This window comes from Tepidanaerobacter syntrophicus, assembly GCF_001485475.2.
Classification (GTDB): domain Bacteria; phylum Bacillota; class Thermosediminibacteria; order Thermosediminibacterales; family Tepidanaerobacteraceae; genus Tepidanaerobacter; species Tepidanaerobacter syntrophicus.
This window is the reverse complement of the sequence record NZ_DF977000.1, coordinates 1-19,049: the sequence shown is the minus strand read 5'-3', so window position 1 is coordinate 19,049 and position 19,049 is coordinate 1. Positions and strand designations below refer to the sequence as shown.

The 19,049-nt window shown below is 40.8% G+C and carries 12 protein-coding genes, 3 tRNA genes and 3 rRNA genes; 15 read left to right on the top strand and 3 right to left on the bottom strand.

The features are described from left to right. Positions 1 to 22 precede the first annotated feature (22 nt). The 4 genes from TSYNT_RS03230 to hydF all read left to right on the top strand — a co-directional run bounded on the left by TSYNT_RS03230 (position 23) and on the right by hydF (position 4,494). Positions 23 to 616, top strand: a complete 594-nt coding sequence (locus TSYNT_RS03230) for a site-specific integrase (protein ID WP_083497631.1) — start codon at positions 23 to 25, stop codon at positions 614 to 616. Between the two features lie 81 nt (positions 617 to 697). Next, positions 698 to 1,360, top strand: a complete 663-nt coding sequence (locus tag TSYNT_RS03225) for a hypothetical protein (protein ID WP_059031718.1) — start codon at positions 698 to 700, stop codon at positions 1,358 to 1,360. 849 nt (positions 1,361 to 2,209) lie between these two features. Beyond that, positions 2,210 to 3,259, top strand: coding sequence for a [FeFe] hydrogenase H-cluster radical SAM maturase HydE (gene hydE, locus TSYNT_RS03220; RefSeq protein ID WP_059031717.1), 1,050 nt, complete (start codon positions 2,210 to 2,212; stop codon positions 3,257 to 3,259). A 5-nt stretch (positions 3,260 to 3,264) separates the two neighbouring features. Further along, positions 3,265 to 4,494, top strand: a complete 1,230-nt coding sequence (hydF, locus tag TSYNT_RS03215) for a [FeFe] hydrogenase H-cluster maturation GTPase HydF (protein WP_059031716.1) — start codon at positions 3,265 to 3,267, stop codon at positions 4,492 to 4,494. A 20-nt stretch (positions 4,495 to 4,514) separates the two neighbouring features. On the opposite strand, the gene TSYNT_RS03210 is transcribed toward hydF, so the two are convergent. Continuing rightward, positions 4,515 to 5,903, bottom strand: coding sequence for an MATE family efflux transporter (locus tag TSYNT_RS03210; RefSeq protein ID WP_059031715.1), 1,389 nt, complete (start codon positions 5,901 to 5,903; stop codon positions 4,515 to 4,517). A gap of 253 nt (positions 5,904 to 6,156) precedes the next feature. On the opposite strand from TSYNT_RS03210, the gene TSYNT_RS03205 reads away from it, so the two are divergent. Beyond that, positions 6,157 to 7,044, top strand: coding sequence for a DMT family transporter (locus TSYNT_RS03205; protein WP_059031714.1), 888 nt, complete (start codon positions 6,157 to 6,159; stop codon positions 7,042 to 7,044). Positions 7,045 to 7,175: 131 nt separating this feature from the next. After that, positions 7,176 to 7,856, top strand: a complete 681-nt coding sequence (locus TSYNT_RS03200) for a phosphoribosylaminoimidazolesuccinocarboxamide synthase (protein WP_059031713.1) — start codon at positions 7,176 to 7,178, stop codon at positions 7,854 to 7,856. A gap of 80 nt (positions 7,857 to 7,936) precedes the next feature. On the opposite strand, the gene trxB is transcribed toward TSYNT_RS03200, so the two are convergent. Beyond that, entirely contained in the window at positions 7,937 to 8,854 is a 918-nt protein-coding gene (trxB, locus tag TSYNT_RS03195) for a thioredoxin-disulfide reductase (RefSeq protein WP_059032311.1), read from the bottom strand. A gap of 153 nt (positions 8,855 to 9,007) precedes the next feature. Here trxB and argF point away from each other — a divergent pair, with 153 nt between their 5' ends. Further along, the gene (argF, locus tag TSYNT_RS03190) at positions 9,008 to 9,973 is read left to right on the top strand and encodes an ornithine carbamoyltransferase (RefSeq protein ID WP_059031712.1); all 966 of its coding nucleotides are present in this window, start codon (positions 9,008 to 9,010) and stop codon (positions 9,971 to 9,973) included. 47 nt (positions 9,974 to 10,020) lie between these two features. Here argF and TSYNT_RS03185 read toward each other — a convergent pair whose 3' ends face one another. Continuing rightward, positions 10,021 to 11,253 carry a patatin-like phospholipase family protein gene (locus TSYNT_RS03185; protein WP_059031711.1) on the bottom strand — a complete coding sequence of 411 codons (1,233 nt, stop codon included), beginning with the start codon at positions 11,251 to 11,253 and terminating at the stop codon, positions 10,021 to 10,023. Between the two features lie 374 nt (positions 11,254 to 11,627). On the opposite strand from TSYNT_RS03185, the gene greA reads away from it, so the two are divergent. The 8 genes from greA to TSYNT_RS03145 all read left to right on the top strand — a co-directional run bounded on the left by greA (position 11,628) and on the right by TSYNT_RS03145 (position 19,021). After that, positions 11,628 to 12,104 (top strand): transcription elongation factor GreA, encoded by a 477-nt coding sequence (gene greA, locus TSYNT_RS03180; protein ID WP_059031710.1) that lies wholly within the window; start codon positions 11,628 to 11,630, stop codon positions 12,102 to 12,104. Positions 12,105 to 12,121: 17 nt separating this feature from the next. Further along, positions 12,122 to 13,591 (top strand): lysine--tRNA ligase, encoded by a 1,470-nt coding sequence (gene lysS, locus TSYNT_RS03175; protein ID WP_059031709.1) that lies wholly within the window; start codon positions 12,122 to 12,124, stop codon positions 13,589 to 13,591. A 343-nt stretch (positions 13,592 to 13,934) separates the two neighbouring features. Continuing rightward, positions 13,935 to 15,459 (top strand): 16S ribosomal RNA (locus tag TSYNT_RS03170). Between the two features lie 68 nt (positions 15,460 to 15,527). Continuing rightward, positions 15,528 to 15,603: transfer RNA gene (locus TSYNT_RS03165), tRNA-Ala, on the top strand. 19 nt (positions 15,604 to 15,622) lie between these two features. After that, positions 15,623 to 15,699 (top strand) — tRNA-Ile (locus TSYNT_RS03160). A gap of 108 nt (positions 15,700 to 15,807) precedes the next feature. Then, positions 15,808 to 18,769: ribosomal RNA gene (locus tag TSYNT_RS03155) — 23S ribosomal RNA — on the top strand. Between the two features lie 44 nt (positions 18,770 to 18,813). After that, a 5S ribosomal RNA gene (gene rrf, locus TSYNT_RS03150) occupies positions 18,814 to 18,925 on the top strand. The 16S, 23S and 5S rRNA genes sit together here with 3 tRNA genes alongside, the layout of an rRNA operon. 21 nt (positions 18,926 to 18,946) lie before the next feature. Next, positions 18,947 to 19,021, top strand: a tRNA-Asn gene (locus TSYNT_RS03145). Positions 19,022 to 19,049: the final 28 nt, after the last annotated feature.

Genomic DNA, 19,049 nt, shown 5'->3' with positions numbered 1-19,049 from the left:
ATATGCTTGTGAGAGTGATATAATGAGATTAGAAAATACTTCCAGAGGAGATGATGTTGTGGCATTAGTTCAGCCAATAAAAGATAGACAAAAAATTGCGGAACTTAAAATGGAACTCCTAAAAAGAAATTACAAATATTATATCTTATGTATTATTGGATTAAATACTGGATTAAGAATTGGAGATATAATTCCTTTAAAAGTAGAAGATGTAAGAAATAAAAGCCATATAACCTTAAGAGAAGAGAAAACAAATAAAATTAAAGTATTTCCTATTAACCCTCAATTACGAAGTGAGTTAGATAAATATACTTCTGGTATGGAAAATCACGAATATCTTTTCCCAAGTAGGCAAAGAAATAGAGATGGAGTAAGATCTCATATAACAAGGGTACAAGCCTATAGATATATTAAAAATGTAGCAGAGGAATTAGGAATAGAAAACTTTGGTATACATTCCTTTAGAAAGAGTTTTGGATATTTTTATTATCAGGAAACAAAGGATATAGTGAAATTGATGCAGATATTTAATCATAGTTCTCAAAATGTAACAAGAAGATATATTGGATTGACTCAGGAAGAGATTGATGAGAGTTTGGAGAATTTCTTTTTATAAATGTTATTATTAATATTATTTTGAAGCAAATTTTTAATCTGAATAAACATATTTATCTTATAAATGAAAGGGGAAAGGAACGTGGGATACGAATTAATAACAGTAAACAATTGTAATACAATTAAAGAGATCCTAATAAACACTGGATTAATTGGTAATATAGAAATTACAAGCCAAAACTTAGATTTAGACCTTGTTATAGATTCAGTTTCTATACCTATTAAAGATGAAGATTTTATAGATATGGAAAAGGTATATTTTATGTTTGAAGAAAGCACATCTGTATTAAAGATAAAAGAACGCGAGTATGAGTTGTTTTTCAATCTAGGAGAATGGGGTTCTAGAGAAAGAAGAATCCCAAATTCACATTTAGTTCTGGGAACTAATCCAATCAAATTTGGTAGCGATTATTTCTGTCAAATTGAGTTGTCACAAGCAGTTGAAGATGAGGAGAATATCTATATCATTAAGAATATAAGTAAGTTGGCAGGTGAGGGTGCTATATCTAGACTCAATAACGGATTAGGTAATGATAAGGCTAGAAAACACAAACGCAGAGAGGAACTTATTGAAAGATTAGACTTAGAAGTGATCTCATATGATGATAATGATTGGTGTTGTGTATATAAGATAGATAAGGATAAATTAAATAATGAGACTTACTATGAAGAAATCTTTCATGAATTTATGTACTCATTCCTTATGTATGCATTAACTATTGAAAGTATTGTTGCTGAAGAATAAACCTTATAATCTGGTAGATTTTAATTCAAAGATCGGTATTATTTTATGAAAGATATAAAATGAGCATTTGGAGAGATTTACAAATAATATGATTGTGTCGACTTACAAAAGAGTCGGTTCAAAATTACAAAGTTTGTTCACGAAAGATACAGAGCGTCAGACTGGGAAACCAGCCTGGCGCATTTTATTTGTGCAAAAAGAGATCCCCCCGCCACAAACATTCCCGAAATCCAACAACCAATAATCCCCCGTAGCCCAGTAAAATCAATATATATAAAAATATAAGTAAATACCTCCCCTATGCATATCGCACTTACATCTCATATAATTGTTCCAATTTTTCCACGAGCAAACTTTGTCATTCTTCACTGCTCACGAGCAAACTCGCTTGTCATTTTCTCATTTTTTATATCTTTTTTTATATTTTTTAAGGTAATAAAACCAGCGAGCAAACTTTGTCTCTCAAAGTAACTTATGGGCGAGAAGCATTGCAACCACTCGCTTACCAGACGAGCAAACTTTGTCACTACGTGAGCAAACTTATTTGTAACTGAACAAGAGAAGGACAGAGTCCTTCTTTTTTATTTTTCTCAAAGCTTGCTCATTGACAACATGTTTATTTGATATGTATAATTAGACTGTAAATCTTATGCGTTAGAGATTAACTGATGCAGAAGATGACAAAAAAGTCTAAAAGGGCCTGACTGCAAGGAATTTCTGAGCAAAAAGGCGAAGGACCATATTAAATATTTCACAAAGAATAAGTTTGTTTATCCTAAATTGTGAAATGTAGAACATATGAAGACCTTCGGCTTAAGCCGAAGGTCTTTTGCTCAGAGGGGGCAATTAATGAATATATATAATCTTATAGATGACATTTGCCAGGGATATACTCCGACTAAAGAGGAAGTAGAAGCATTACTTTGTACTTATGAACCTTATAATTCATATCTTTTTTCGGCAGCTCAAGCAATTACTAAAAAGTACCATGATAATATTATTCACATAAGGGGCATAATAGAATTTTCAAATTATTGTAGATGCAGCTGCGCATACTGCGGTCTTAATGCCGCAAATAAAAAGTTAAAGCGCTATAGAATGGAACCTAAAGAAATAGTAGAAACCGCAAAGGAAGCTTATGATGCAGGTTATCGAACATTAGTGCTTCAATCAGGAGAAGATTTATGGTATACGCGAGAAAAAATCTCTGAAATAATTAAAGGAATAAAGTCAATTGGTGATATTGCAATAACACTTAGTGTCGGAGAAAGGGATTATGAAGACTACAAACAATGGAGAAAAGATGGTGCCGACAGGTTCTTGCTAAAGCATGAAACTATAAATGAAAACTTATATAATAAACTTCATACCCATTCAAATCTTGAAAACAGAATAAGGTGCCTAAATAATTTAAAAGAATTAGGATATCAAGTAGGAGACGGATTTATGGTTGGATTGCCAGGACAGACTTTAGGAGATATTGCAGAAGATATCCTGTTTTTAAATAGATTAGATGTAGACATGGCCGGTATAGGGCCTTTTATTCCTCATCCCCATACTGAGCTTAAAAGCGCAGAGGCTGGAAGCAATGAAATGACAATAAAAGCTGTAGCTATAACGAGACTTATTTTGAAAAAAGTGCATTTGCCGGCAACAACAGCTCTTTGGACACTAAATACAGAAGACGGCAAGAAGGCGTTTGACTCCGGAGCAAATGTTGTAATGCTGAAAGTTGAGCCCTACAAATATCGCAGACTTTATGAAATATATCCGAAAAATTTAGGAAACGAAAACAGTATTAAGCAAGAAAGGTTGAGGATGGAAGAATTAATTTTAAGTTTGGGTAAACAGGTTGCACAAGACCGGGGAGATTCTATAAAATTTCTTGAAGGGCAGTGATTTTTATGAATGATACACCAAGAGGCAACAGATTGCATATAGGGCTTTTTGGTAGGAGAAACGCCGGTAAATCGAGCCTGATAAATGCTATAACAGGCCAGGAAACGGCATTGGTTTCAGATTTTCCAGGGACAACTACAGACCCTGTTTATAAGGCAATGGAGCTTTTGCCGATAGGACCCGTGGTATTCATTGATACTGCAGGGTTAGATGATACGGGAAGTTTAGGCGAGCTTAGAATAAAGAAAACATTACAGGTTATGGATAAAACAGATATAGCTCTTATGGTATTTTCTGCGGAATATTCGGATTTTGACCTGGAAAAAAAGTGGTGCAATGAACTTATAAAGAGGAATGTCCCCATTATTGGTGTAGTAAATAAAATCGATGAACGAGATATCGATATTACAGAGCTTGAAAAAAATTTTGATTTCCCTTTCATAAAGGTAAGCGCTGATAAAAGAATAAATATAGGTAAATTAAAAGAAATGATTCAAGAAAATGCTCCTTTTGACTTTGAACTTTCCACATTGCTGGGCGATATATTAACTCCAAAATCCATTGTAATATTAGTTATGCCTCAAGACATTCAAGCACCTAAAAACAGACTGATTCTTCCGCAGGTACAAACAATAAGAGACATATTAGATAATAATTGTATGGCGCTTGCCGTAAAGGAAACAGAACTTAGAGAATTGCTTGCATCACTTAAAAGAAAGCCTGATTTAGTGATAACAGATTCGCAGGTTTTCAACATAGTAAGCAAAATAGTTCCTGAAGATGTTCCGCTTACTTCGTTTTCTATTATTATGTCTAGATATAAGGGTGAAGTAGGAGTTATGGCAATGGGTGCTAAAGCTATTGATGAGCTAAAGCCCGGCGACAAAGTTTTAATTGAGGAAGCATGCACCCATCATCCTCTAAAAAATGATATAGGCAGACAAAAACTGCCTGCACTTCTTGAATCAAAAGCCGGCGGCAAACTAGATATAGAGATAAAGATTGGCCAAGATTTTCCAGAGGACCTTACACCATATTCTCTAATACTTCACTGTGGCGCCTGCATGCTCAATCGAAAACAGATGATAACAAGAATAATAAGAGCAACAGAGCAAGGCATCCCGATTACAAACTATGGAATGGCCTTTGCCCATGCTCAAGGAATCTTAGACAGAACTACGTGTATGTTTACAGCCAAAGAAAAAAATAAGCAAACTGCTATAGAAACCATGTAAACAGCCTTTTAAAAAGTTTATCATAATTCGTTTATAAGGGCTTTTTCCTTCCAATTACCCTTCCTGTAAAAAATAAAGGTAATTATAGCACCTGATACCCAAGCAACTAAAAGAGAAATGAATATGGACTCAGGCCTACCATTGGGATACTCCGGACTTCTGGTAAGGTATGCAATACCATAAGCCACAGGTACACGAAGAAAAATAGTAGTGATAAGCGAAATCCACATAGGAGTCATGGTATCCCCGGCCCCTCTCATTACGCCGGAAAGAACTTGGGTCACAGCCATTGCAACATAACCGACTGCCAAAATTCGCATCATATGCATACTTAAATCTACCAATTCTGCTGTATTAGTAAAAATCTCCATCAGGTATCTGCCAAAGGTTAAAATAGTTATAGTAATAACAATTGATACTCCTACGGCAATTGCAAGTCCCTGTCGAGTGCCTTCTTCAACTCTTTCGAGTTTTTTTGCCCCTACATTTTGACCGGTAAAAGTAGTCATTGCAATTCCAAAAGTAAAATTGGGCATCATAGCAAATCCGTCTACGCGCATCACAATTACATTGCAGGCTATAACCATTTCTCCGAAAATGTTTGTGAGAGACTGAACTGTTACCATTGCAAGAGAGAAGATAACTTGTGTCAGCCCTGAGGGTAAACCCAGCCTTAGAAGCTGCGCTACGTATTCTTTTTGAGGCTTCATTACTTCAAGATTAAGATCAAAAACCTCATGCATATTTTTGAGCTTGATTGCACATAAAATTGCCGAAATGACCTGTGCAATTACAGTAGCAAGGGCTACACCGGGCACCCCCATATTAAGTCCTGCAACAAAATAGATATCCAAGAAAATATTAAGGACAGTGGAAATTAGCAAAAACACCAAAGCTGATAACGAATCTCCAAGTCCCCGCAAAATTCCGGAGAGTATATTAAAGTATGAAAACCCCCAATTGCCAACAAGCAGTATTAAAAGATAGTCTGCACACCAATCCAATATGGAAGGCGGAGTGTTGATAAATGAAAGCATCGGACGCACAACAATAGGGCCTATTATCATGATCATTGTGGCTGTTACCGCTGTCAGCGTCAAACATACACCAATAGAACGGGAAAGCTTTTCCCTATCCTTGGCACCAAAATATTGAGAAACCATTATACCGGCTCCGGTAGATACTGCTACAAAAAACACAAGCAAAAAATTGTAAATCGGCATAGCGCTGCCTACAGCAGCTAGGGCATTATCGCCTACATACCTTCCTATAACTATTGAATCTACAGTATTATAAAGCTGCTGAGCAATGTTTCCTATCAGCATAGGAATCGAAAACTCCAAAATTCTCTTCCATGGCTCTCCTACGGTCATATCGCGCGGCGAAAAAAGATCTGCAAGTTTTGCCATTTCTTCAACCCCTTTCTACAATAGTTGTGAGTATTGTTAAAATTTTTATCTCGTTTATACCTGTAAATACAAAAATCATCAAAACTAATTTACCGAGCTTCGTTTTTCCCGATGGGCGCAATTTGCTTACAGCATCTATTATATCAATGTAAATACAATAAATGCAACCGCATAAAATTTAAAGGAAAAGAGCAAACTTTTTAAAAATATGATATGATATTTCAAAATAACTTATACTCCGAGGGTGCATACAATGACTAGTTCTAAAACCCATATATATTTAAATCTTCTCAGCGTAGCTTTTTTCTGGGGCACTTCCTGGGCCATATCTAAGATTGGCCTGCGCGACTTATCTCCGGTACATCTTGCAGTATTAAGGTTTATGGTTGCTTCAGCCATATTTTTATTTATGGTAAAAACTTTTCATAAAAATTACACTATAGAAAAAGAAGATAGAAAATGGTTGTGGATATTAGGATTTTTAGGAGTAACCCTGTATTTTTTCATCCAGTATTTCGGCCTTAATATGACTACGACAGTAAACGCCTCAATTTTAATTGCGACAAGTCCGATTTTTACAGTTCTTTTGGCATCGATGATTTTTCATCAAGAAAAAATATCTCCCTTAGATATTTTGGGTACAATAATAGCGTTCTTAGGCATATTTTTTGTATTTACCGCAGCCAGGGGGATGTCTATTAGTAGAAGTACTATTTTAGGCGACTTATTACTGCTTTCAAATTCATTGATCTGGGCTCTTTTTACAGTTTTAGGAAAAAACTTAGTTGACAAATATGATCCATTTGTTGTAATGGCATATATAAATATATATGCAGCGATAACGGTACTGCCGATAGTATTTACCCCCTCCTTCATTAGCTCCGTAAAGTCGGCTTCTTATACTACTTGGGCTGCGATAATATATCTTGCGGTATTTTGTTCCGTATATTCCTATTATATGTGGTACAAAGGGATAAAAATTATCGGAGCTTCAAAAACCGCAGTGTTTAACTATATAAATCCGATGATAGCCGTGATAATTGGCATTTTACTTCTAAAAGAAGAATGGAATATTTATACACTTATCGGCGGTATTCTTGTATTCATTGGAGTCTATATGGTAACTTCTAGCAAATCTTAGGATAAAACACGAATGATCTTAATATATTTTTAAATATTTTTCGTGATTTGTATGTATTTTATTGAAAGTATATGGTAAAATATCTGTATCAGATTACTCGTTCAAATTTTAAATTAACGGAGGTTTTTAGGGTGGAAAAAATTAAAGAAGGGAAAACGAAAACAGTTTTCGACGCAGGCAATGGGAATATCCTCCTAAAGTTTCGCGATGATGTAACTGGAACAGACGATGTGGTAGATCCTGGAGCCAATACTGTTATAGGAAAAATAGAAGGCAAGGGCAATGCCTCTCTTCGCCTATCCAAGCATTTTTTTGAGCTTTTGAAAAAAGCAGGTATCCGCACCCATTATATCGATGCGAATCTTGATGAAAACACGATGCTGGTAAGGTGTGCAAAAACGTTTGGCGACGGTATGGAATTTGTGTGCCGTTTAAAAGCAGCAGGGAGTTTTGTAAGAAGATATGGCAGATATGTAAAAGAAGACCAGCCTCTAGATTATCTTGTGGAGATAACATTAAAGGATGATGAAAGAGGGGATCCGCTTATAAACGAGGAAACACTCATTCAGCTAAAATTAATGACAAAGGATGAAATAAGCCAAGCTACAAACCTTACAAAAAAGATTACAAAATTAGTTGAAGAAGAATGTAGCAATTATGATCTGGAGTTAGTGGATGTCAAATTTGAATTCGGGGTAGTAGACGGTGAAATTGCCGTAATTGACGAGATTTCCGGAGACAATATGAGAGTTAGAAAGAATGGAAAGCCAATCCTTCAAAAGGAATTGTGCGAGATAATTTGCGGTAACTGAAAACAGATACCAAGATTAAAATGCGAACTAAAAGCGACCTGTTAGAGTTATGCAGGCCGCTTTTATGACTTATAAATCAACTATTGCATGCTTTCAATAAACCTTCCTGCTTCTACCGCAGCTACCGCTCCATCGGAGGCTGCGGTTATAACTTGACGCAAAGGTTTTTGGCGAATATCGCCTGCTGCAAAAATCCCCGGCACATTTGTCATCATGTGTTCGTTTGTTATAATATAGCCTTGATTGTCAAGAGAGATGATATCTTTTACAAAATCTGTCAAGGGAGTCTGACCTATTGCGACAAATATTCCGTCTACAGAAATAGACTCTAATTCTCCCGTCTTTACGTTTTTGACCACTAATTCATTTACTGTATCCTTGCCGCGAATTTCATCCACTACCGAATCCCAGATAAAGGAAATTTTACTGTTTTGAAATGCACGCTCTTGAAGGATTTTTGTAGCTCTTAATTGATTTCTGCGATGTATAACATAGACTTTGCTTGCAAACCGAGTTAAAAACAGCGCTTCTTCAATGGCGGTATCTCCTCCGCCGACAACCGCAACTGTCTTATTTGCATAAAAAGCCCCGTCACAAGTTGCACAATATGAAACACCCCTGCCGGTAAACTCAATTTCACCCTTTACGCCCAACTTTTTCGCTGATGCTCCGGCAGCTAAAATAACGGTTTTTGCTTCTACGTTATCATCATTATCAAGGATAATATTAAATATATTATCCTCCTTTACTATTTTTACAGCACCGTTATTTAAAATTTTGGCGCCAAATCTTTCAGCCTGCGATTTCATAGCCTCAGCAAGCTCGGCACCGCCTATGCCATCGGAAAACCCAGGATAATTTTCTATACGGTAAGTCATTGCAGCTTGGCCGCCTGGATACATTTTTTCAATAATGATTGTGGAAAGCTTAGCTCTTGCCGCATAAAGCCCTGCTGAAAGACCGGCTGGTCCGGCACCTATTATAGCTACATCGAAAATCATCTTATACCTCCTTTTTTAAAGCTATTCTGCTTAAATAATAATATATTTGACGCACTTTAGCAAAAAAAATTTAGTTTTTATATAAAAAGGTATTGCATAATAATACATTTTAATGTATAATTATGAAAAAGAACGAAAGAGGCTGATCTTATGAGCATAAATCCATGGTTGAATACAGAAGTTAGCTTGTTAAAGGGAAAAGATCTGTTAAGTTTATATGATCTTAGCAACCTTGAAATAGACGAAATACTTACTAAATGTGAAACGCTTAAAACAATGCATAAATTGGGAGCGGATTATCAGCCGCTAAAGGGCAAAACCCTAGGCATGATTTTTGAAAAGTCTTCTACCAGGACAAGAGTATCTTTTGAAGTTGCAATGTGGCAGCTAGGCGGACATGCACTGTTTTTGAGCAATAGGGATATCCAACTTGGCAGGGGAGAGACCATCCAAGATACAGCCCGAGTGCTGTCAAGGTATTTAGACTGTATAATGATAAGGGCATACAGCCATGAAGATGTTAAACTCCTTGCAAAATACGCTGATATACCCATTATAAATGGTTTAACCGACTATGAGCACCCATGCCAAGTGCTGGCAGACTTATTTACTATTAAAGAAAAGAAGAAAAAACTTAGCGGATTAAAACTGGCATTTATCGGAGACGGAAAAAATAATATGGCAAATTCTTTACTTTATGGATGTGCAAAAGTAGGAATGGACATAGCCGTAGCTTCTCCGAAAGAGTTTTTACCGGATAAAGAAGTAGTTGAAAAAGCAAGTATTGATGCAATGATGAACGGTTCAAAAATTACACTGACAGAAGATGTATTTGAAGCGGCTGACGGTGCTGATATCCTTTACACTGATGTGTGGACAAGCATGGGCCAGGAAGAAGAAACTGAATACAGGAAAAAAGTTTTTGCAGGCTATCAAATAAACCAAGAAGTACTTTCTGCGGCAGACAAGAATGCTATCGTTATGCACTGCCTACCTGCACATCGAGGCGAAGAAATAACCGAAGATGTGATGGAGGGAGACCATTCCGTGATATTCGACGAAGCCGAAAACAGGCTTCACGTGCAAAAGGCTATTTTAGCTCTTATAATGGCATAAAATTATTGTAAAAAGATGGAAGGCTTAGGCGGGCCTTCCTTTATTTTTTACGCATTATTTTTTAATTGTAATTTAAGCTCTTCAATAAAAACATCCACTATCTCCGGCAATAATTGGTCTTTTACGGTTTTTAGTACAAGATCAGACTTTCGCAATATGCGGGGGATTTTATTTGATATCCCTTGAGAATTTTTCTGATGCCGTGATAGTACTGTTTGCAAAAACTCCTCAAATTCGTATATTCTAAATTTCTCGATTTCAGCAGTGCGAGCTGCTCTTTCTAAGATATCAATAATTATATCCTTATAAGTGGCTTTAGGACCCAGATCTAAAATGTCAGCTATACGCGGAATGACTTTTTCAAAAAGCAGCCGGTAGCAAGGGATTTTTTCATTAAGCCCTATAATTTCAGCAAGCTGCGAAACTGTCCTTGGGTTCATGTTAAAGAAAAAACGCGCATAATAATCTTCCGGATATGATTCTTTGATATAATAGTGTGTGCCGGAATACTTATTTATCACTTTTAAAGTATCATAATAACCTAATTGAAGATTTACTCTTGCTCTTTCTGCTGAAAAGTCAAGGAGGCCACCTAAATCTTCAGAAGGTTCAATTACAATTAGATTTAATTTCTTCCTATTTACTCCGCGCACACGCCCTAAACCATGTAATCTAATTACTATAATATCCTTATACCCCTTTGCAGCGAGCAGACCGACAGGGAGATTATCGAAAACACCACCATCGATGAATAATTTACCATCAATTTTTTCCATTTTAAATATAGGAAGATTGGCACTGGCCAGTAAATAGTCAGCTAGTTTTCCATAAGGGATATCTTCTATATAAATCTCAACCGGTTTTAGGTCAGTAAGTTCAACCGTTACTATACCAAAATCTTTTCCTGAACTTCGAATTTTGTCCTCCGATACGTTTTCTGATATAAGTTTGCGAAGAGGTGTAATATCAAGACCTCGCTCTGAGAAAAGCTCTCGCAATTTTTTTACTGCAAAAATTAAATTCTCCGGACGCACTTCTTTGTTTCTAATTGCCTCTATCTCTTTTTCATCAATATTATTTATTATTTTATCAAAAGAAATATCGTACCATATATTCCAAGCCTTTTCGAAGTCGCCTTGTAGTATCATAGCACCGTTTAAAGCACCTACCGATGTGCCGGCCACGCCGCCTATATCAATATTTAGTTCCCTGAGAGCCTTCCATGCGCCTATTTGGTAAGCACCTTTAGCACCACCGCCTTCAAGCACTAGACCGAACAAAACAATGCCCCCGTTTCTTTTGTTGACTTTAAAAATTAACCACTTATTATTATAGTCTAATTTTTAGATATATACCATATCTAACATTTTCAGAAACCGATGGGAATTTTTAGAAAATAAGCATAAAAAGCTCCTTGACATTAATACCATGCTGAATTATAATATTTTAGAAGCTGTAAGTGCTATGAAAAGGCTATAATTATTTCAATATTTGGGCTTTGTTATACCTCTTCATAAATAATACATATTGAAGAGGATTATTAACATAAGCTCCATTTTTGTTATAAACAATAGCTTAGTGCGATTGGCCTGGAAGCACAGTATGCTGATAAACCAAAGTCAATTTTTTCAAAATCACGAGGGGAGAAAATCGTATGTCAAAAAAAGAAGTTGTCCTTACCCAGGAAGGCTTAAAAAAAATGGAAGAAGAACTAGAATACTTAAAATCAGTTAAGCGCAGAGAAATCGCTGAAAGAATAAAGCAGGCCATCGACTTTGGCGATATCAGCGAAAACTCTGAATACGATGAAGCAAAAAACGAGCAAGCATTTATAGAAGCAAGGATTGCCCTTCTTGAAGAAAAATTACGGAATGCAAAGCTTATAGACGAACTAGATATAACTACTGATGTTGTAAGCGTAGGCTCCAAAGTTAAACTTAAAGATTTGGATACCGGAGACATTTTTGAATATACAATTGTAGGCTCAGCAGAGGCGAATCCGCTTGAAAATAAAATATCAAATGAATCACCGGTGGGAAGTGCCCTAATAGGCAAAAAAAAGGGTTCTATAGTAGAAGCTTTAGCACCTGTCGGAAAGGTTAGATATGAGATTATTGACATCACGAAATAAATAGTGGAGGTTTTTTAATGGACTATCTTAGCGAAAATGAAATCCAAAAAGTTAGACTGCAAAAACTTCAGGAACTTAAAGATATGGGCATAAATCCATATGGCGAAAGATACCCCCGCTCGAATACTTGCCAGCAAATCAAAGATAATTTTGATGAATTTGAAAATGAGGATGTAATTTTAGCCGGTAGAATCATGGCGATAAGGGGTCATGGCAAAGCGGCTTTTTTTGATATCCAGGACGACTCCGGGAAAATACAGGTTTACATTAAAAAAGACAATGTATCCGACGAAACATTTAAATTGTATAAACTTCTGGATATAGGAGATATAATCGGGGTAGAAGGCCGAGTTTTCAAATCTCAAAGAGGAGAAATATCTATCTCCGCTACAAATTTAAAAATGCTTGCAAAGTCATTAAGGCCACTACCTGAAAAATGGCACGGCTTAAAAGACACTGATACAAGATATAGGCAGAGGTATCTTGATCTGATAGTGAATCCTGAAGTAAAGCAGACATTCCTTACTAGAAGCAAGATAATATCAGCAATTAGAGAATTTCTAGATGAGAGAGGTTTTGTAGAGGTTGAAACTCCGATCTTGTCACCGATAGCCGGAGGCGCTGCTGCCCGGCCTTTTGTAACGTATCATAATGCATTAGACATGCAATTGTACTTACGTATAGCTACAGAACTATATTTAAAAAGACTTATAGTCGGCGGTTTTGAGAAAGTCTATGAACTCGGCAAAGATTTTAGAAATGAGGGGATTTCTGTTAAACATAACCCTGAATTTACAATGCTTGAATTATATCAGGCATATGCCGACTATAAAGATATGATGGAACTTATGGAAACACTTTTTGCACATATTAGTCAAAAAGTCTTAGGAACAATGAAAATAACCTATCAAGGTGAAGAGATTGACTTGACACCTCCGTGGAAAAGAATGACCATGGTTGAAGCTGTCAAACAATTTACTGGCATAGACTTTGATAGCGTAACATCAGATGAGGAAGCAAGAAAAATTGCAAAAGAACTGAACATAGAAGAGGTAAAAGACAGCGATACAAGAGGAAAGATACTTAACCTTATATTCGAGGAAAAGGTTGAACAAAATTTGGTTCAGCCCACCTTTATATATGATTACCCTTTAGAAATATCACCTCTTGCAAAGAAAAAAGAGGATAATCCAGATCTTACTTACAGATTTGAGGCATTTATTACAAGGAGAGAGATGTGTAACGCTTTTTCCGAGCTCAATGATCCGATAGACCAAAGAGAGAGATTTTTGCAACAGCTAAAAGAGCGCGAGGCAGGCGATGAAGAGGCTCATGTTTTTGATGAAGATTATATAGTTGCACTTGAACACGGTATGCCTCCTACAGGCGGGTTAGGCATAGGTATAGACCGCATGGTTATGCTGTTGACTGATTCTCCCTCTATAAGAGATGTGATTTTATTCCCAACTATGAGGCCAAAACAATAGCAAAATTTATTAAAAACAAGAGAATTATGCAGCTTATAAGAGAATGTATAAATTTTATCAATATAATCTCTAAATATGAGCCATAACAGCGAATATCAATGTTTGAAATGAATGCCGGTTTCATGGTATTATACTTGAGCAGTCACGGAAAACACCAAAAAACCTAGTAAGTCAGCACTTCAAAAGAAAATAAAAAAAGGTGTTGACAAACACAGAAGAATATGTTAAAATTAATAACTGTGACGTAAAGAACCTAGACAACTAAATCAGTGTTATGCCTGAAACGATAAACCATAATTCAATTCTTTTGTATCCAAGCTTTTAAAGCAACGATATAAAACATTAACATGAGAGTTTGATCCTGGCTCAGGACGAACGCTGGCGGCGTGCCTAACACATGCAAGTCGAGCGGAGTTTGGCCGGTTTTAATTTCGGTTAAAACCGGCCAAACTTAGCGGCGGACGGGTGAGTAACACGTAGGTAACCTGCCCATGACACGGGGATAGCTTCGGGAAACCGAAGGTAATACCCGATACCTTTACGCATCCAATGGTGTGTAAAGAAAGCGATTTAGCGGTCATGGATGGGCCTGCGTCCCATTAGCTAGTTGGTGAGATAACAGCCCACCAAGGCAACGATGGGTAGCCGGCCTGAGAGGGCGACCGGCCACACTGGAACTTAGATACGGTCCAGACTCCTACGGGAGGCAGCAGTGGGGAATTTTGCGCAATGGGGGAAACCCTGACGCAGCGACGCCGCGTGAGCGATGAAGGCCTTCGGGTCGTAAAGCTCAGTCATTGGGGATGAAAAGGACAGTACCCAAAGAGGAAGCCCCGGCTAACTACGTGCCAGCAGCCGCGGTAATACGTAGGGGGCGAGCGTTGTCCGGAATTACTGGGTGTAAAGGGCGTGTAGGCGGGGATGCAAGTTACCGGTAAAAACCCGTGGCTCAACCACGGGCTTGCCGATAAAACTGCATCTCTTGAGTGTAGGAGAGGGAAGTGGAATTCCCGGAGTAGCGGTGAAATGCGTAGATACCGGGAGGAACACCAGTGGCGAAGGCGGCTTCCTGGCCTATCACTGACGCTGAGGCGCGAAAGCTAGGGGAGCGAACGGGATTAGATACCCCGGTAGTCCTAGCCGTAAACGATGGTCACTAGGTGTGGGTGGTGGTCAAGCCATCCGTGCCGGAGCTAACGCAATAAGTGACCCACCTGGGGAGTACGGCCGCAAGGTTGAAACTCAAAGGAATTGACGGGGGCCCGCACAAGCGGTGGAGCATGTGGTTTAATTCGAAGCAACGCGAAGAACCTTACCAGGCCTTGACATATAGGTGGTAGAGACCGGAAACGGAATCGACCCTTGGGAAACCAAGGGAGCCTATACAGGTGGTGCATGGTTGTCGTCAGCTCGTGTCGTGAGATGTTGGGTTAAGTCCCGCAACGAGCGCAACCCTTCTACTTAGTTGCCAGCACTTAAAGGTGGGCACTCTAAGTAGACCGCCGTCGATAAGACGGAGGAAGGTGGGGATGACGTCAAATCATCATGCCCTTTATGGCCTGGGCCACACACGTGCTACAATGGCCTGAACAACGGGCAGCAAGGGAGCGATCCTAAGCTAATCCCTAAAAACAGGTCTCAGTTCGGATTGCAGGCTGCAACTCGCCTGCATGAAGTCGGAATCGCTAGTAATCGCGGATCAGCATGCCGCGGTGAATACGTTCTCGGGCCTTGTACACACCGCCCGTCACACCACGAAAGTTGGCAACACCCGAAGCCGGGATTAACCGTCGAAGGTGGGGTCAGCGATTGGGGTGAAGTCGTAACAAGGTAGCCGTATCGGAAGGTGCGGCTGGATCACCTCCTTTCTAAGGAGTATGACCGGGCATAACACTGTTTAGTTTTGAGAGACCATCCTCTCTCATATTTATTTTATGGGGGTGTAGCTCAGTTGGGAGAGCACCTGCTTTGCACGCAGGGGGTCAGGAGTTCGAGTCTCCTCATCTCCACCATACAGTAAGAAAAATTCTTGGGCTTGTAGCTCAGGCGGTGAGAGCGCACGCCTGATAAGCGTGAGGTCGATGGTTCGAGTCCATCCAAGCCCACCAATTAGCAGATTTTTTCATTTCTGTACCTTGAAAACTACACAGTGAGGAAAACAAAGCATCAAATCCAAATATCAAGTTCCAAATATCAATTTTTAACAATTTCGCATAGGTCAAGCGAATAAGGGCACACGGAGGATGCCTTGGCGTAAGGGGGCGAAGAAGGACGCAGCTAGCGGCGAAACGCTCCGGGGAGCTGCAAGCAAGTTACGATCCGGAGATTTCCGAATGGGGAAACCCACTTGAGGCGAACCTCAAGTATCCCATACTGAATCCATAGGTATGGGAGGCTAACCGGGTAAACTGAAACATCTAAGTAACCCGAGGAAAAGAAAGAAACATTCGATTCCCTCAGTAGCGGCGAGCGAACGGGGAAGAGCCCAAACCATATATGTGTAAGGCCGCTGCCGTTGCATATATGGGGTTATGGACTGCCAAGCCAACAGCGGTAGGCAGGCGAAGGAATAAAGTAGCAGAACTCTGCTGGAAAGCAGGGCCATAGAAAGTGAAAGCCTTGTATGCAAAACTTGATTTCCTAGCCGGCAGTTCCAAAGTACTGCGGGGCACGAGGAACCCCGTAGGAAGTCGGGAGGACCATCTCCCAAGGCTAAATACCACCTTACGACCGATAGTGAACTAGTACCGTGAGGGAAAGGTGAAAAGAACCCCGGGAGGGGAGTGAAATAGAACCTGAAACCGTGTGTCTACAACCGGAGGAAGCGAAAGCGACCTCGTACTTTTTGTAGAACGGACCGGCGAGTTACCGCGCAAAGCAAGGTTAAGGAGTTAAGCTCCGCAGCCGAAGCGAAAGCGAGTCTTAAAATGGCGCAAGTTTTGCGCGGTAGACCCGAAACCGTGTGATCTACCCATGGACAGGGTGAAGCGAGACTACCCTCTCGTGGAGGCCCGAACCACGTTGACGTTGAAAAGTCATGGGATGAGCTGTGGGTAGGGGTGAAAAGCCAATCGAACACGGAGATAGCTGGTTCTCCCCGAAATAGCTTTAGGGCTAGCCTTAACTTTACGCCCTCGGAGGTAGAGCACTGAATGGGCTAGGGGCCGAAAAGGTTACCGAACCCTATCAAACTCCGAATGCCGAGGAGCGATAGTTAGGAGTCAGACTGTGGGGGATAAGCTTCATAGTCGAAAGGGAAACAGCCCAGACCGTCAGCTAAGGTCCCTAAGTAAACCTAAGTGGGAAAGGATGTTGTACAGCGAAGAAAACCAGGATGTTGGCTTTGAAGCAGCCATTCATTCAAAGAGTGCGTAATAGCTCACTGGTCGAGTGGTGCTGCGCCGAAAATGTAACGGGGCTAAAGGTTTACACCGAAGCTGCGGATGCAAGCAACAGCTTGCGTGGTAGGGGAGCGTTCCTGCAAGGCAGAAGCACATCCGAAAGGCTGTGTGGACTTACAGGAAGTGAGAATGCCGGTATAAGTAGCGAAAGACAGGTGAGAATCCTGTCCACCGAATGCCTAAGGTTTCCTGAGGAAGGCTCGTCCGCTCAGGGTAAGCCAGGGCCTAAGCCGAGGCAGTGAATGCGTAGGCGATGGACAACTGGTTGATATTCCAGTGCCACCTAAGGCCGCTATGAGCAATGGGGTGACGCAGGAGGGTAGGCTGAGCACGCCGTTGGTAGAGCGTGCCCACGCGCAAAGGCAAGCCTGATAGGCAAATCCGTCAGGCCATGGCTGAAGCGTGAGGGGGAGTGAAATTTAAGTAACGAAGCAGCTGAACCCATACTGCCAAGAAACGCCTCTAGCAAGGCCAAGGGTGCCCGTACTGCAAACCGACACAGGTAGGCGAGGAGCGAATCCTAAGGTGAGCGGGACAACTCTTGTTAAGGAACTCGGCAAACTAACCCCGTAACTTCGGGAGAAGGGGTGCCTGAGTAGCTTTAGGTTAACCTAAGGCGAAAAGGCCGCAGTGAATGGGCCCAAGCGACTGATTAGCAAAAACACAGGTCTCTGCTAAGGAGAAATCCGATGTATAGGGGCTGCCGCCTGCCCGGTGCTGGAAGGTTAAGGGGAGCGCTTAGCCGCAAGGCGAAGGTGTGCACCGAAGCCCCTGTGAACGGCGGCCGTAACTATAACGGTCCTAAGGTAGCGAAATTCCTTGTCGGGTAAGTTCCGACCCGCACGAATGGCGTAACGACTTGGGCGCTGTCTTGACAAGAGACCCGGCGAAATTGTATTATGAGTGAAGATACTCAATACCCGCGACAGGACGGAAAGACCCCATGGAGCTTTACTGCAACCTGATATTGGATTTCGGCATCAAATGTACAGGATAGGTGGGAGGCACAGAACCGGGTTCGTCAGGATCCGGGGAGCCGCCCTTGGGATACCACCCTTTTGATGCTGAGGTTCTAACCGCACTCCGTTTTCCGGATGCGGGACATTGTCAGGTGGTCAGTTTGACTGGGGCGGTCGCCTCCTAAAAGGTAACGGAGGCGCCCAAAGGTTACCTCAGCACGGTTAGGAATCGTGCATTGAGTGCAAAGGCATAAGGTAGCCTGACTGTGAGACCAACAAGTCGAGCTGAGTCGAAAGACGGGCTTAGTGATCCGGCTGCACTGTATGGAATGGCCGTCGCTCAACGGATAAAAGCTACCCTGGGGATAACAGGCTGATCTCCCCCAAGAGTCCACATCGACGGGGAGGTTTGGCACCTCGATGTCGGCTCGTCGCATCCTGGAGCTGAAGTAGGTTCCAAGGGTTGAGCTGTTCGCCCATTAAAGCGACACGCGAGCTGAGTTCAGAACGTCGTGAGACAGTTCGGTCCCTATCCGTCGTGGGCGTTGGATACTTGAAGGGAGCTGCCCCTAGTACGAGAGGACCGGGGTGGACGGACCGATGGTGTATCAGTTGTCGCGCCAGCGGCACAGCTGAGTAGCCAAGTCCGGCAGGGATAAGCGCTGAAAGCATCTAAGTGCGAAGCCCTCCCTAAGATAAGGTATCCCATCCCATTAAGGGAGTAAGGTCCCGGGAAGACTACCCGGTAGATAGGTCGGAGGTGTAAGAGCCGCAAGGCTTTGAGCTGACCGATACTAATAGCCCGAGGGCTTGACCAAAATTTTCCTCACTGTGTAATTTTGAAGGTACAGCAAAATACATTCTCGGTGGCCATAGCGGAGGGGAAACACCGGTTTCCATCCCGAACACACAGGTTAAGCCCTCCAGCGCCGATGGTACTGGGCATTGCCCGGGAGAGTAGGTCGCTGCCGAGAATTTATTCATATCTAAACCGTTCCTCGATAGCTCAGCGGTAGAGCATTCGGCTGTTAACCGAAGGGCCGCAGGTTCGAATCCTGCTCGAGGAGCCATTTTTATGTACAAAAGTTTTAATACATA

Coding starts and splice junctions, on each gene's coding strand:
- TSYNT_RS03210 (WP_059031715.1), bottom strand. CDS start 5,903: ATGGCAAAACTTGCAGATCTTTTTTCGCCGCGCGATATGACCGTAGGA.
- hydE (WP_059031717.1), top strand. CDS start 2,210: ATGAATATATATAATCTTATAGATGACATTTGCCAGGGATATACTCCG.
- greA (WP_059031710.1), top strand. CDS start 11,628: ATGTCAAAAAAAGAAGTTGTCCTTACCCAGGAAGGCTTAAAAAAAATG.
- hydF (WP_059031716.1), top strand. CDS start 3,265: ATGAATGATACACCAAGAGGCAACAGATTGCATATAGGGCTTTTTGGT.
- TSYNT_RS03205 (WP_059031714.1), top strand. CDS start 6,157: ATGACTAGTTCTAAAACCCATATATATTTAAATCTTCTCAGCGTAGCT.
- lysS (WP_059031709.1), top strand. CDS start 12,122: ATGGACTATCTTAGCGAAAATGAAATCCAAAAAGTTAGACTGCAAAAA.
- TSYNT_RS03230 (WP_083497631.1), top strand. CDS start 23: ATGAGATTAGAAAATACTTCCAGAGGAGATGATGTTGTGGCATTAGTT.
- argF (WP_059031712.1), top strand. CDS start 9,008: ATGAGCATAAATCCATGGTTGAATACAGAAGTTAGCTTGTTAAAGGGA.